This window comes from uncultured Maribacter sp. (genome assembly GCF_947496775.1).
GTDB lineage: Bacteria > Bacteroidota > Bacteroidia > Flavobacteriales > Flavobacteriaceae > Maribacter_B.
Map to the genome: position 1 here is coordinate 24,051 of NZ_CANMDU010000004.1, position 13,120 is coordinate 37,170.

17 protein-coding genes are annotated in these 13,120 nt (G+C 31.6%); 10 read left to right on the forward strand and 7 right to left on the reverse strand.

Annotated features, from left to right (window positions below; all coding sequences use genetic code 11):
- The first annotated feature begins 46 nt into the window (after positions 1–46).
- From Q0856_RS08205 to Q0856_RS08225, 5 genes are all read left to right on the forward strand, one after another.
- Complete coding sequence (locus Q0856_RS08205; RefSeq protein WP_298477316.1) at positions 47–925, forward strand: permease-like cell division protein FtsX; 879 nt, start codon at positions 47–49, stop codon at positions 923–925.
- 9 nt (positions 926–934) lie between these two features.
- Positions 935–1,201, forward strand: coding sequence for a DUF3098 domain-containing protein (locus Q0856_RS08210; protein ID WP_298477313.1), 267 nt, complete (start codon positions 935–937; stop codon positions 1,199–1,201).
- A 1-nt stretch (position 1,202) separates the two neighbouring features.
- The gene (locus tag Q0856_RS08215; RefSeq protein ID WP_298477310.1) at positions 1,203–1,997 is read left to right on the forward strand and encodes an undecaprenyl-diphosphate phosphatase; all 795 of its coding nucleotides are present in this window, start codon (positions 1,203–1,205) and stop codon (positions 1,995–1,997) included.
- A 20-nt stretch (positions 1,998–2,017) separates the two neighbouring features.
- The gene (truB, locus tag Q0856_RS08220) at positions 2,018–2,722 is read left to right on the forward strand and encodes a tRNA pseudouridine(55) synthase TruB (protein ID WP_298477307.1); all 705 of its coding nucleotides are present in this window, start codon (positions 2,018–2,020) and stop codon (positions 2,720–2,722) included.
- A 147-nt stretch (positions 2,723–2,869) separates the two neighbouring features.
- A complete protein-coding gene (locus Q0856_RS08225; RefSeq protein ID WP_363317962.1) occupies positions 2,870–3,508 on the forward strand; it encodes a hypothetical protein in 639 nt (212 codons plus the stop codon).
- Between the two features lie 17 nt (positions 3,509–3,525).
- On the opposite strand, the gene Q0856_RS08230 is transcribed toward Q0856_RS08225, so the two are convergent.
- Positions 3,526–4,155 (reverse strand): thioredoxin family protein, encoded by a 630-nt coding sequence (locus Q0856_RS08230; RefSeq protein ID WP_298477302.1) that lies wholly within the window; start codon positions 4,153–4,155, stop codon positions 3,526–3,528.
- A 116-nt stretch (positions 4,156–4,271) separates the two neighbouring features.
- Here Q0856_RS08230 and Q0856_RS08235 point away from each other — a divergent pair, with 116 nt between their 5' ends.
- Positions 4,272–4,835 carry a DNA-3-methyladenine glycosylase I gene (locus Q0856_RS08235; RefSeq protein WP_298477299.1) on the forward strand — a complete coding sequence of 188 codons (564 nt, stop codon included), beginning with the start codon at positions 4,272–4,274 and terminating at the stop codon, positions 4,833–4,835.
- On the forward strand, positions 4,822–5,406 hold the full coding sequence (locus Q0856_RS08240; protein WP_298504078.1) for a hypothetical protein: 585 nt from the start codon (positions 4,822–4,824) through the stop codon (positions 5,404–5,406). Before Q0856_RS08235 ends, Q0856_RS08240 begins: the two co-directional genes overlap by 14 nt.
- Positions 5,407–5,524: 118 nt before the next feature.
- Here Q0856_RS08240 and aat read toward each other — a convergent pair whose 3' ends face one another.
- Positions 5,525–6,151, reverse strand: coding sequence for a leucyl/phenylalanyl-tRNA--protein transferase (gene aat / locus Q0856_RS08245; RefSeq protein ID WP_298478263.1), 627 nt, complete (start codon positions 6,149–6,151; stop codon positions 5,525–5,527).
- A gap of 97 nt (positions 6,152–6,248) precedes the next feature.
- Entirely contained in the window at positions 6,249–6,626 is a 378-nt protein-coding gene (locus tag Q0856_RS08250; RefSeq protein ID WP_298477292.1) for a DUF3127 domain-containing protein, read from the reverse strand.
- Between the two features lie 210 nt (positions 6,627–6,836).
- On the opposite strand from Q0856_RS08250, the gene Q0856_RS08255 reads away from it, so the two are divergent.
- Both Q0856_RS08255 and Q0856_RS08260 read left to right on the forward strand, forming a co-directional pair.
- Entirely contained in the window at positions 6,837–7,988 is a 1,152-nt protein-coding gene (locus Q0856_RS08255) for a HAMP domain-containing sensor histidine kinase (protein ID WP_298504082.1), read from the forward strand.
- Entirely contained in the window at positions 7,988–8,344 is a 357-nt protein-coding gene (locus tag Q0856_RS08260) for a hypothetical protein (RefSeq protein ID WP_298477284.1), read from the forward strand. The genes Q0856_RS08255 and Q0856_RS08260 overlap by 1 nt, the downstream gene beginning before the upstream one ends.
- Here the strand turns inward: Q0856_RS08260 and Q0856_RS08265 are convergent.
- Positions 8,331–8,723: an HIT family protein gene (locus Q0856_RS08265; RefSeq protein WP_298504085.1), complete on the reverse strand. Its 393-nt coding sequence runs from the start codon at positions 8,721–8,723 to the stop codon at positions 8,331–8,333. The genes Q0856_RS08260 and Q0856_RS08265 overlap by 14 nt on opposite strands.
- A 78-nt stretch (positions 8,724–8,801) precedes the next feature.
- On the reverse strand, positions 8,802–9,278 hold the full coding sequence (gene greA, locus Q0856_RS08270; RefSeq protein ID WP_298504087.1) for a transcription elongation factor GreA: 477 nt from the start codon (positions 9,276–9,278) through the stop codon (positions 8,802–8,804).
- A 131-nt stretch (positions 9,279–9,409) separates the two neighbouring features.
- Here greA and Q0856_RS08275 point away from each other — a divergent pair, with 131 nt between their 5' ends.
- Positions 9,410–9,847: a hypothetical protein gene (locus Q0856_RS08275; RefSeq protein WP_298477276.1), complete on the forward strand. Its 438-nt coding sequence runs from the start codon at positions 9,410–9,412 to the stop codon at positions 9,845–9,847.
- Positions 9,848–9,853: 6 nt separating this feature from the next.
- Here Q0856_RS08275 and Q0856_RS08280 read toward each other — a convergent pair whose 3' ends face one another.
- Together Q0856_RS08280 and Q0856_RS08285 are read right to left on the reverse strand one after the other, a co-directional pair.
- Positions 9,854–10,828, reverse strand: a complete 975-nt coding sequence (locus Q0856_RS08280; protein WP_298477271.1) for a Gfo/Idh/MocA family oxidoreductase — start codon at positions 10,826–10,828, stop codon at positions 9,854–9,856.
- A gap of 93 nt (positions 10,829–10,921) precedes the next feature.
- Positions 10,922–13,063, reverse strand: a complete 2,142-nt coding sequence (locus Q0856_RS08285) for a TonB-dependent receptor (protein ID WP_298504089.1) — start codon at positions 13,061–13,063, stop codon at positions 10,922–10,924.
- Positions 13,064–13,120 lie beyond the last annotated feature (57 nt).

Below are 13,120 nucleotides of genomic sequence, written 5' to 3' on the forward strand. Positions count from 1 at the left end.
TTCTTTTGAAATTACTTTCCTATTTTTACCATACGGATTACCCACTATGAGCAAATCTTTTGAAAATTATCATAAAAGGAAATTAATTTCTTCCTACTTTTCAGTAGTGCTTAGTATAGCACTAGTACTGTTTTTACTTGGTATTTTAGGCCTTTTAGTTTTAAATACTAAAAAAATGGCTGATCATTTTAAGGAACAAATTACTATTTCTGTCTTTTTAAAAGATAGCGCTAAAGAGGTAGAAATAAACCAAATGCAAAAAAGCCTTGCTATGGCAGAATATTCCAAAAAGGCCACTTATGTCTCAAAAGAAGAAGCTGCAGAGCAACATACTAAAGAAATTGGAGAAAACTTTCAAGATTTCCTTGGTTACAATCCCCTAAAAAACTCCATAGATATACAATTAAATGCAGATTTTGTTTCACCAGATCAAATGGAGAAAATTGCAGGAGAAATTTCTAAAAAAGGATATGTAGACGAAGTTAGCTACGACAGACCTTTGGTTGGTCTCCTTACCGAAAATGTAAAAAAAATCGGGTTTTGGATTTTAGTAGCTAGTGGCATCTTTACCTTCATTGCTGTTTTATTAATTAATAGCTCTATTAGACTATCTATCTATTCCAAACGTTTTATAATAAAAACAATGCAAATGGTAGGAGCTACTAAAACTTTTATTAGAAGGCCATTTATTCTAAATAACATTAAACTTGGAATATTGGGATCTATTATAGCTATTTTGGCTCTAAGCGGCGTTCTTTATTACATTAATGAAAACTTTAATGAACTTGGCCTTTTTGAAGACCCTACAGCACTAGTATTACTTTTAGTTTCCGTTTTTATCTTAGGAGTGTTTATATCATTTATTAGCACTTATTTTGCAACCCAACGGTTCTTAAACCTTAGAACTGATGAATTATATTATTAAATTTGCCCTATGAGCAAAAAACACAATTCCGAATTGAAAAACTCAGAAAAACAAGAGTTTATTTTTCAAAAGAAAAACTACTTATTTATGTTCATAGGGTTAGCCTGTATTGCTTTAGGCTTTATCTTAATGAGTGGCGGCGGCAGTGACGACCCCAATGTTTTTAATGACGACATTTATAACTTTAGAAGAATTCGTTTAGCCCCAACCCTAGTATTAATAGGTCTTGGGATAGAAGTATATGCTATATTATTAAACCCTCATAAGAAAAAATAATTTGGAAACTTTAGATGCTATTATCCTTGGAATTATTCAGGGTTTAACAGAATTTTTACCCGTTTCTTCTAGCGGACATTTAGAACTAGGGAAAGCAATTTTAGGAGATGATTCTGTTCCCGAAGAGAGTCTTTTATTTACTGTTGTACTTCATTTTGCTACTGCATTAAGTACTATCGTTATTTTTAGAAAAGACATTTGGGAAATTTTAAGTGGTTTATTCCAATTTAAATGGAATGAAGAAATGCAATTCTCCTTAAAAATTATTGCTTCTATGTTTCCCGCTGTTTTTGTTGGATTGTTCTTTGAAGAACAATTAGAGAGTTTTTTTGGAGGGAATATTCGCTTTGTAGGCTTCATGTTAATCATAACAGCCGTATTACTTTATTTTGCTGACAAAGCTAAAGACACGGATAAAAAAGTTAGCTTTCCGAACGCATTAATTGTAGGAGTTTCGCAAGCAATAGCTATGCTACCCGGTATTTCTAGAAGTGGTGCCACCATATCTACATCTGTTCTTTTGGGTGTTGACAAAACTAAAGCCGCACGTTTTTCTTTCTTAATGGTAGTCCCTTTAATTTTTGGAAAAATAGCGAAGGATATATTTAGTGGGGATTTAACCTTCTCAGGAGATAACAATTTTGCAATGGGCGCTGGTTTTATAGCTGCTTTTGTTGCCGGTTTAGTAGCATGTACCTGGATGATTCAACTAGTAAAGAAAAGTAAACTTTCCTATTTTGCAATTTACTGTTTAATTGTAGGTATTATTGCTATTGCATACGGCTATATGTCTTAAAAAAATAATTATCTGCTCTATTGAAAAACCAAGAAGATTTTTTGCAAGGACAAATTTTATTAGTAGACAAGCCATTAACATGGACTTCTTTTCAGGCTGTCAATAAAATTAAATGGGATATTCGCAAAGCTTTTAATTTAAAAAAAATAAAAGTTGGTCATGCCGGTACATTAGACCCTTTAGCTACGGGACTACTAATAATTTGTACTGGAAAATTTACAAAAAAAATTACCGAGATACAAGGGCAAACTAAAGAGTATACTGGCACTATTACTCTTGGCGGGACTACACCTTCTTTTGATTTAGAAACAGAGGTAAATGAAACATTCCCAACAGAACATATAACAACCGATCTTATCCAGGATACTATTCCTAAGTTCTTAGGAGAAATAGAACAAGTACCTCCAGTATTTTCTGCCCTGAAAAAAGATGGTAAGCGTTTGTACGAATATGCTCGAGAAGGAAAAGAAGTCGAAGTTAAAAAAAGGCTAGTTACTATATCGGAGTTCGAAATAACTGCGATTAATCTACCAAATATTGATTTTAGAATTACCTGTAGTAAAGGAACCTATATCCGCTCTATAGCTAATGATTTTGGCAAGGCATTGCAATCAGGAGGTCATTTATCTACCCTAAGAAGAACCAAAATAGGAGACTATAACGTAGATATAGCCATAGACCCTACCAAATTTGGTGAAATGTTACCAAAAAAAAGTGAGAATTAAAGTAAGATTTTCTCCTTTTAAAGGTCTAATAAAATATTTTAGTAAAAAATAGGTTATAACTCTATGCGTTTAAACCGTAAACATTTATCATTTATAATAACTGTTTTCTCCCTGTCTATCATGGTGTTAACATTATACAATGTACATTTGGGAAAAGAAAAAAACCAAGATGAATATGTTGTAGAAATGGTTATGCTAGATGATGAATTAGAAGCGCTAATAGAAGAAAAAGAAAAGCTAGAGGAAGAAGCAAAGACAGAGCCTATTAAAAGTCACTTAGCTTTTAATGAAACTGCTAAACCAAGTTACGGTGACCCAGAGCCCTTAAAAACTTTAGACGAGCTACTAGAAGAAAGAGAATTAACTAGTGATAGTGATGCTCCTTCAGACAATTCCGATTCGGAATATAATGCGCGAGTAAAAGAACTTGCAAAGAAAAGAGAAGAAAAAAAACAACTTCTTGGGGAAAGAGAAGCTCAAAAAGAAGAATTTACCAATAATCTAGCAGAACGAAGAACATCTGTTTCTTATTCCCTAGTGAAAAGAAATAATTATAAATTACCCCCTCCAATATATACTTGTATTGAAGGGGGTAAGGTGGTAATTAATATTCAAGTCAATGCTGTTGGTAATGTTACAGACGCCACTTTTAATTCAAAAAGTTCTACAACATCTAATGGTTGTTTGGTAGATAACGCCGTTACCTACGCGCTAAAAGCAAAATTTAATAGCTCGGAAAAAGCATCTCAAAAAGGTACCATTACCTATATTTTCCAAGGAAAATAAAAGAGTTTACCATTCTATTATAAAGGAAGTAATTCTATTAAATCCGCAAGTGTACTTTGCCCTTTATCTTTATTATACCAAACTTGTAAATCTTGCTTAAATTCAGGGGTTAGTCCTCCATGTTCTTTCTTAAAATCTTGAACCATCTTGGTGGCAACTTTAGGCCTTGATCCCCACTCGTTTATAACTTCATTAGTTTCACTATCTACCATTATCAATTTAGGAATAGATAATGTTCCATTGCTTAAAAATTGATTCATTAACTCTAAATTTTGATCTCGTTGTACAACTCTAAAATCAATATTCTCATTCAACTCTGCCATCTTATTCATTACTGGCATTGTCTGAGCAGCATCTCCGCACCAACTTTCTGTAAGTACCAACCAAGTTACCTTTTTTTCTAAAGATTTTATCTTAAGAGCACTCTCATCACCAATTTTTATTGTCTTATCTAAACGCTTCATACGTCTATCATTTAAGACTGTATACTCCGTAAGTGCTTCTGATTGGTTTGGACCTGTAGCTTTACCTTCTGCACTTAAAGACGTAACTAAAGCCCGATAATCTTGGTATGAGGTCGCTTTTCCTAAAGACTCCGTAATCAATTCTAACGTGGTCTTTTCTTTATTATCTTTTATTACTTCCATCTGAAATCAAATTTATGCAAATTTAGTTTTGGCATACTTCCCAAAAACTGATATTGATCATATTGGTAGTATAAACTTCATAAAACTTACATATCTTTATTTTTTAAAAAAGAGAGATGGAAAAACACAAATGCGGTTGGTGTATAGGAGATGATTTGTATGAAGCTTATCATGATTTGGAATGGGGAGTTCCAGTAAAAGACGATCCTTCTTTATTTGAATTTTTGATTCTAGAAACATTTCAAGCAGGCCTAAGCTGGATAACAGTTTTAAAAAAGCGAGAAAATTTTAGAAAGGCTCTAGACCAATTCGATTATAAAATAATTGCCCAGTACAAACAACCCAAAATAGATTCTTTGTTACAAGATACCGGTATTATTAGAAACAAGCTTAAAGTTAATGCCACTGTATCTAATGCCAAAGCTTTTATGCTAGTACAAGAAGAATTTGGAAGCTTTGGTAAATATATCTGGAGTTTTGTTAATGACACTTCAATAAAAAATAAATTTACAAACTATAAAGATGCTCCTGGAAAAACAGAATTATCAGACGAAATAAGTAAAGACTTAAAAAAAAGAGGTTTTAAATTTGTTGGCAGCACCGTTGTATATGCCTTTATGCAAGCAACAGGAATGGTAAACGATCATGAAATTAATTGTTTTAGGTATGATGAAGTGTAATATACTACTGCTACTTGCTCTATTCCTATATGTTAACCCACTTGATGCGCAATTAAAATACGAGAAAGAACATAGAATTAGAAAAACGCAATTTCCAGAACATGCACTTATCTTTATTCAAAAGAATATAACGAATGCCAAAAGGTTAAAATATTATAAAGAAATTGATGGTAGCAAAACCCAATTTGAGCTAAAGTTAAAAAAAGATAGATTATGGTATAATATAGAATTTACAGAGGAAGGAAATTTTAAAAACATAGAAATAGAAATTCAAAATGTCGATGTTCTTGATGAAAGCTACACTCAAATAACAACTTATTTAGAACAAAAATTCTCCTCTTATAAAATTAAGAAAATTAAACAGCAGTATAGTTCAGATCAGGAAGAGACTGAAATTTTAAATACCGCTTTTCAAAATCTTATTACACCGGAAATAAAATATAACCTAATTGTTCGTGGAAAGAAAGATAGCAACTCTTTTGAAGAGTTTAATATTTTATTCAACGCAAAGGGCAACTATATTTCTTCGATAAAATCGCTTCCACCTAATTATGACCACACCCTGTATTAGATTATTAAAATGAGCTAAAATGGTGAAAATTATAGTTTTATCTATGAGAATTAACCAAAATATTGCTCTTAAAAAGCAATAAATAAGCACCCAGTTTATATTCTTTGCATTTACCTTCTTAATCTTTTAAATACTCTAAAAAATCTATTCTTTTTATTTCTCTTGCACCTAAACTTTCTAAATGAGGTGTATACATTTGACAGTCTATAAGTTTATATCTGTTTTCTTGTGCTAGTTTAATAAAAGCATATTTAGAGGCATTACTAACGTTACTAAACATACTCTCTCCACAAAAAACGGTTCCCAAATCTATACCATACAATCCTCCAACCAGTTCTTCATTTTCCCATACCTCATAAGAAACCGCTTTTCCCAATTCATGAAGTTTTACATAAGCATTTATCATACTTTCTGTAATCCAAGTATCTTCTTGCCCATTTCTTTTAACTGTAGCACATTTGATTAAAACATCTTTAAAACAATAGTTTTTTGTCAACTTAAATTGGTTTGCTTTAAAAACCTTACGCATACTTTTAGAAATTTTTACCTCCTCAGGAAAAAGAACCATTCTAGGATTTGGGCTCCACCAAAGAATTTGAGAACCTTCATTAAACCAAGGAAAAATACCTGACTTATAAGCTAAGAGTAAGCGCTCTGGTAACAAATCCCCTCCTACAGCTAATAAACCCTCATTATTGGCATTTTCTACTGACGGAAAAAATAAATCCTCGTTTAAAAAATATATAGACACTTTTTACTTCTAAATTAACATGTATTGACTAAAACTAAAAAACCTCCCTAAATGCAATCTAGGAAGGTTTATATATTATACAAAGTATACCTTAAAAAGGTAAATCATCGTGATCTTCTTCCTTTAAATTATCTGCTGGCTCAAAAGCATCCATTGGAGGTACTGGTGGTATATTAGGATTTGCTGCCTCTGATTGTAAGCTTTCTAATCTCCATCCTTGAATAGAGTTAAAGTATTTTACTTCTCCTTGAGGGTTTGTCCACTCTCTTCCCCTTAAATTAATACTTACTTTAACATCCTGACCAACTGCATGGTTGTTCAATAAATCGCATTTATCCTGTACAAACTCAATCATTATACTTTGTGGATATTGCTCGTCTGTTGTAACTACTAATTCTCTCTTTCTAAAACCGTTATTTCCAAATGTTGCAGTTTCACCAATTAGTTTAATCTTTCCTTGTACTTCCATGTTCTCTTAATTTGCTGTACTTACTTTTTTCTTTAAAAGTGATTTCTTTAATTATTTTCCTTTCTACGTCTTTATAGGATTCTTGTAATAAAGCCTAAGATATAGAATTACAAATGTATGAAAATTGTATCCTATATAAAACCATAGAATAAACCCTAATTCCTATATTATTTCAATTTGTGGTATCTTTAAAGCTAGAAATCATGTTACATGAATTTTAATTCCAGCAGAAAAACTTATAATCTTATTTTATTAGCAATAGCCTTTGGTATTGTAAGTCTTATATTATGGAATACTAACAGTTTTTTTAAAAAATTTAAGGAAGAAGAACGCCTAAAAATGGAAATATGGGCTACAGCCCAATCTGAATTACTACAATCGTCTGAAGATATGGATTTGGGAAATCTTACCATTAAAGTTCTCCAAAATAATTCTTCTTCCCCTATGATTTTAAAAAACAAAGATGGTTCTATTCGTGTAAATAATATGTCGGCCAAAAAAGCAAAAGACAGTATTTACATTAAAAACAAAATAATTCAATTTAAAAATGAAAACACTCCTATTTCTATTGACCAACAAGGGGAGCATTTAGCTACCTTATATTATGGGAACTCCGAGGTTTTAAATAAATTAAAATACTATCCTGTTGCACTACTCCTTATTATTATTCTGTTTGCTACTGTAATATTTTTCTTTTTTAAGACTAACAAAGTGTCAGAACAAAATAAGCTTTGGGCTGGTATGGCTAAAGAAACTGCTCACCAAATTGGAACTCCTCTTTCTTCTTTACTAGGCTGGAATGAGCTTTTAAAAACAGAAAATATAAACCCCGATATTACAAAAGAAATAGAGAAAGACATTGCAAGACTAGAAACTATTACAGATAGATTTTCTAAAATAGGCTCTCTTCCTAAACTAAATGAAACCGATATAGTACAAGAAACTAAAGACGCTTATGAGTATTTAAAAAGAAGGAGCTCCAAGCTTATTCATTTTTCTTTTACTTCTAAAGTAGCAGCCTTTCCTATAATGCTAAATAGTTCTTTGTATAATTGGACTATCGAAAACTTAGTAAAAAATGGCATTGATGCCATGAAAGGTAAAGGTTCAATTGCCATAGAAATTGTTCCTGATGGTAAATACGTAAACATATTAATTGCGGATACCGGATCAGGAATTGCGAAAAATAGATTCCAAACCATATTTAATCCTGGGGTAACCACAAAAAAAAGAGGATGGGGCCTTGGTCTTTCTTTAGTAAAAAGAATTGTAGAAGAATACCATAATGGAAAAATTAAAGTACTTTCGTCTGGCAAAGAAGGTACTATAATGCAAATATCTTTAAAAGTAAAAAAAGAGTAATGGCTGAAATAAAACTAGTGGTTATAAAAGAAGCCGATATAACCAATAATTGTCCGGAGTGTTTTAATCAAGATTTAAAACTTTCGTTTTATCAAAAACACAGTTATGGAAAATTTGTACACAAAACCACCAATGAGATTACACATAAACTTACTTGTAATACCTGTAATTCTGATATTTATCCTGTAAAATGGACCGATGATATTGAACGCATTTTTGAATACTACCAAAAAATGGCAATCCCGGAAAAAAAATCAGTAAAATACACCTCTTTGTTTTATATTTTACTCCTTTTTACAATTGCCCTTATTGGTATTGGGATATACCTATTAACTTCTGGTATTATACAATTTTAGAGCGAATTTTAGCTGCAATAGCCTCAAACTCTTCAGCATTTAATTTTACTTTATTTTGAAAAGTTGCTTCTGCCATTTCATTCAATGGAATAAGGTGCACATGTGCATGCGGCACTTCTAAACCTATTACGGTAATACCTACTCTTTTACAATCTAAAGCAGATTCTATGGCTTTCCCTATTTTTCTAGAAAATGCCATTAAACCCATATAGGTATCCTCATCTAAATCCATAATTTTATCTACTTCCTTTTTAGGAATACATAAAGTATGCCCTTCGGCATTAGGATTAATGTCTAGAAAAGCAAAAAAGTTTTCATCTTCTGCAATTTTATAAGATGGAATTTCACCATTAATAATTTTAGTAAAAATAGTTGGCATAGTGTAATTGGTTTAACTAGAAATAAAAAAATCCCATTAGATATTCTAACGGGATTAAATATAAAAATTTATACTTTACTATTCTCTAGTAATTTCTAAAATATCAAACTTTAAAGTTCCATTTGGAACTGTAATTTCAGCAACATCACCAACTTCTTTACCAAGTAAACCTTTTCCAATTGGCGAACTAACAGAAATTTTTCCTGTTTTTAAATCTGCTTCACTCTCCGCAACTAAAGTGTATTTCATTTCCAGACCATTAGTTTGGTTCTTTAATTTTACTGTGGATAAAACCAAAACCTTTGAAGTATCTAATTGCGATTCATCTATTAATCTTGCATTTGCTAAAACAGCTTCCATTTTAGAAATTTTCATTTCTAATAAACCTTGTGCTTCTTTAGCAGCATCATACTCTGCATTTTCTGATAAATCTCCTTTATCTCTAGCTTCTGCAATTGCTTGTGATGCTTTTGGTCTTTCTATATCTCTTAATTGGTTTAACTCGTCTTTTAAGTTCTTTAACCCTTCAGCTGTATAGTAGGATACGTTACTCATAACTCTTTATTTAATAAATCAGAAAATCCTCTACTTGTACCGCATGCAAACGGGTTTTTTAGCGAGGATTTAACGCAAATATACATATTTTTTGCTCACTTTTGTATAAGTTTTCTTAACCACGCTATAGTATGAAACGTTTTTTAAGTTTTTTTTTAATTGTTATTTTGTTTTCTTGTGAATCTGATAGAACTAATAGAAATCCGTATTTACAAGAAATAGGATTCCGTTATGAGATTAACTTAAACCTACCTTTATATAGTCCCCTAACCAATACTGGAAACACAGTGTATATTAGTGCAAAAGGTGTGGGTACCAGAGGAGCCTTTATTATTAATTCTGGTTTTAATCAATTTCGAGTTTTTGAAGCAAGTTGCCCAAACCATGCTCCTAATGAATGCTCTACTATGGTATTAAATGGACAAGTAGCTACTTGTTCTTGCGAAGATTACGAATATAGCTTATTTACAGGACAACAATTAAATAGACCTGACGATGGCAGCCGTTATTATAATATGCTAGAATACCACGCTTCTTTTAGTGGAAATACAGTGATAATTTCTAATTAAAATATATTAAATATTCCCTAAGATTTTATCCATAACCCAACTACAATGCAATCCTGATTTGCCTTGAGAAGGGTGTTTTGTATTTTCTAATAAATGTTTACGAATATTAGCAACATGAAATTCTTGAATATGCTTAGGGTTGCCAATAAACAACTTTTTTTCTCCTATTGTATTATATAATTCTACTTCGGTTTCTCCGAAAACAGAAAAAACAACTTTCCCCTTACTTCCAATTATTTCTACTTTATCTTCTCTTTGATAGCTTCCAAAATTCCAACTGCCCTCTCCAGTAATTCCATTTTTATGTATCCATGAGGCCGTAATAGCATCTTTAGCAGCATACAATCCTTGTTGGTTTACTGCAATGCCTTTAACTTCTTTAAAATCTCCTAACAAAAAAGAAAAAAGATCCAAACCATGGCTGGCTAAATCATCAAAATAACCCCCTGGAGCAATTGCAGCATCTGTTCGCCAATTATAAACTCCACTTTTATCTATATCTGATGGGGCTTTGCTTAAATACCAACGAATATGACGAATCTCTCCTATTTCCTTAGTGTCTAACCACTCCTTAACCTTTAAAAACCTAGGCAACGACCTTCTATAATAAGCTATAAACAAAGGCACTTCTTTTTCTTTAAAAGCATTATAAATAGCCATACTATCTTTGTAAGAAGGTGCCATAGGTTTTTCTATGCAACATGGTTTACCTGCATCTGCAACTTTTAAGGCATAATACTTATGTGTATCTGGAGGTGTTGCAATATAAACAGCATCTACTTCATTATCTAAAATTAACTCGTCCGCATTAGTATAATATTTAGAAACATTATGTCTTTTAGCATAATCAGCTGCTTTTTCTGTATCTCTACGCATTACCGCAAACAGTTCAAAATTGGGAGTATTTTTATAAGCAGGACCACTTTTTACTTCTGTTACTGCACCACAACCAATAATTCCCCAACGAATATTTTTTTTCATAATGAACCGATTTGTATAAATACCATTAAACAAAAATAGAAAAGGGAGACTTCTTTCTACAAAGAATCTCCCTTTTTAAATAAACACTTATTTTTAAAAATTAATAGTAGCTCCTAATAAAAAGTTAGTTCCTGCTTGCGGGTAGTAACCTAAAATTTCTTTAGAATTACCAGGTGTAGACCAATAATCTAAATATGTATAACCATTAGATTCATACTTTTCATTTAATACATTATTAATTAAGCCAGACAAAACAATGGACTTAACTATTGCTTTTGGTTTAATTTCGTAGGTAATGTTTATATCATTTACAAAATAAGCATCTAATTTAGAGGTTTCAGTATCTGTATTACTTAAATATTGTTCCCCAACATATTTAGAAAGTAAGGAAATGGAAAAATTCTCTATAGGTTGATATTGAATAACATTCCCGGCTACTAAAGTTGGAGAAAATGAAATATTCGTGTCTCCAATATTTTTAATTTCTCCATCTCTATCCAAAACAAAGTCTTTAATTTTATTAGTACTTATTGCCAAATTTGGTCTTATCATTAATGCATTAGACACTCTAAAATTTGCATCAATCTCTAAACCAGCCCTATAACTACTATCTACATTAGCTCTTTTATATTCGCCAACATCATCTATATCTCCTGTTAAAACTAGTTGATTTTTATAACCCATGTAATAACCATTAACATTTAAACTCGTGTTTTCTGATAAAAATCTCCAACCAAATTCAAAATCATTTAACCTTTCTGATTTTGGAAAAACATCTCCTTTAAAATCATCTCTATTAGGTTCTCTTTGCGCCACAGCAAAAGAACTATACAAACTATTATTTTTATTTATTTTATAAGTAAAACCAGCTTTGGGGTTAAAAAAAGCATAGGACTCATTTATAACTAGCGGAACTCTATTAGAGGCTATTCCTGCAGTTTTGTAATTTACAAATCGGACTTGTAAATCTGCATATGCAATAAATTTTGGGCTAATATTATATGTAGCTTTAGAAAAGAAACTTAAATCTGTCTTTTTTCCTGTACCATCGTAATAATGATCTCTTATAGAAGAGCCTCCTGCATTTTGCGCCCAAATTATCTCACCAAAATGATTAGAATCATACAAACTATATGAGCCTCCCAAAATTAAATTAATCTTTTCATCCTTAAAATTAGCATTCCCGTTTATAACGTAAAAATCAGGAGTTAACCAGCGTCTTCTAATTAAATCAGTTGTTTTTATAGTATCCGAAGCTACAATTATAGGATCAAAATCATAGTCTTCGAAATCCTCTTCCTCTTTATATTGCTCAAAATACCCTCTCCCTTTAGTATAGTTTAATCCTAAGTTAGAAGACCATTTTGCATTGTATTTTTGATTCCAATGAAATTGAAAATGATCTTGTTTAAAATTATCTACTTCATTTTCATAAGTATAAAAATTCGATGTCCTATCAGTTTTTAAAGTTTCAGCATCTACACCATACCAAGATTGATATGTTACTTCGTGCCCTCCAAAAGATAATGCCTTTATACGCGTATTATCATCCACATAAGCAGCTTGTAAAAAATAAGATTTTAAATCTGATGATGCTCTGTCCACGTAACCATCCGAGGATATTTTTGATAATCTACCAGATATTTCAATATGATTATTTAACAATCCTGTACTAAACTTAACACCATTTTTAAATGTGTTAAAACTTCCTATAGAAGAAGATATTTGCCCATATGCATCTTCCGAAACTGCATCTGTTAAAATATTTAAACTAGCACCAAAAGCTCCAGAACCATTTGTGGAAGTACCTACTCCACGTTGTAATTGCAAACTTTCTATTGAAGATGCAAAATCTGGCATGTTCACCCAAAAAGTACCTTGAGATTCTGCATCATTATACGGTATACCATTTATAGTTACATTTACTCTAGTAGCATCGCTACCCCTAACTCTAATACCGGTATAACCAATACCAGCACCTGCATCTGATGTAGTCACTACAGATGGTAAAAAATTCATTAAAATTGGAATGTCTTGCCCTAAATTTCTAGGCTTAAGGTCTTCTTTTGTTAAATTAGAAAAGGTTACTGGAGACTCTTTGGTTACTCTCACGGCAGAAACAAATACCTCATCGAGGATTACTTTTTTACCTTCTAAAGAATCTGTTTGTTGTTTTTGGGCAGATACACTCATAACTAGAGTAAAGACTGCCAATGTTGTGAAAATAGTTTTCATTCGTAATACATTCGTTACGAATAAAAGGGGCTATTATTCTAATTATTATTTGATTTT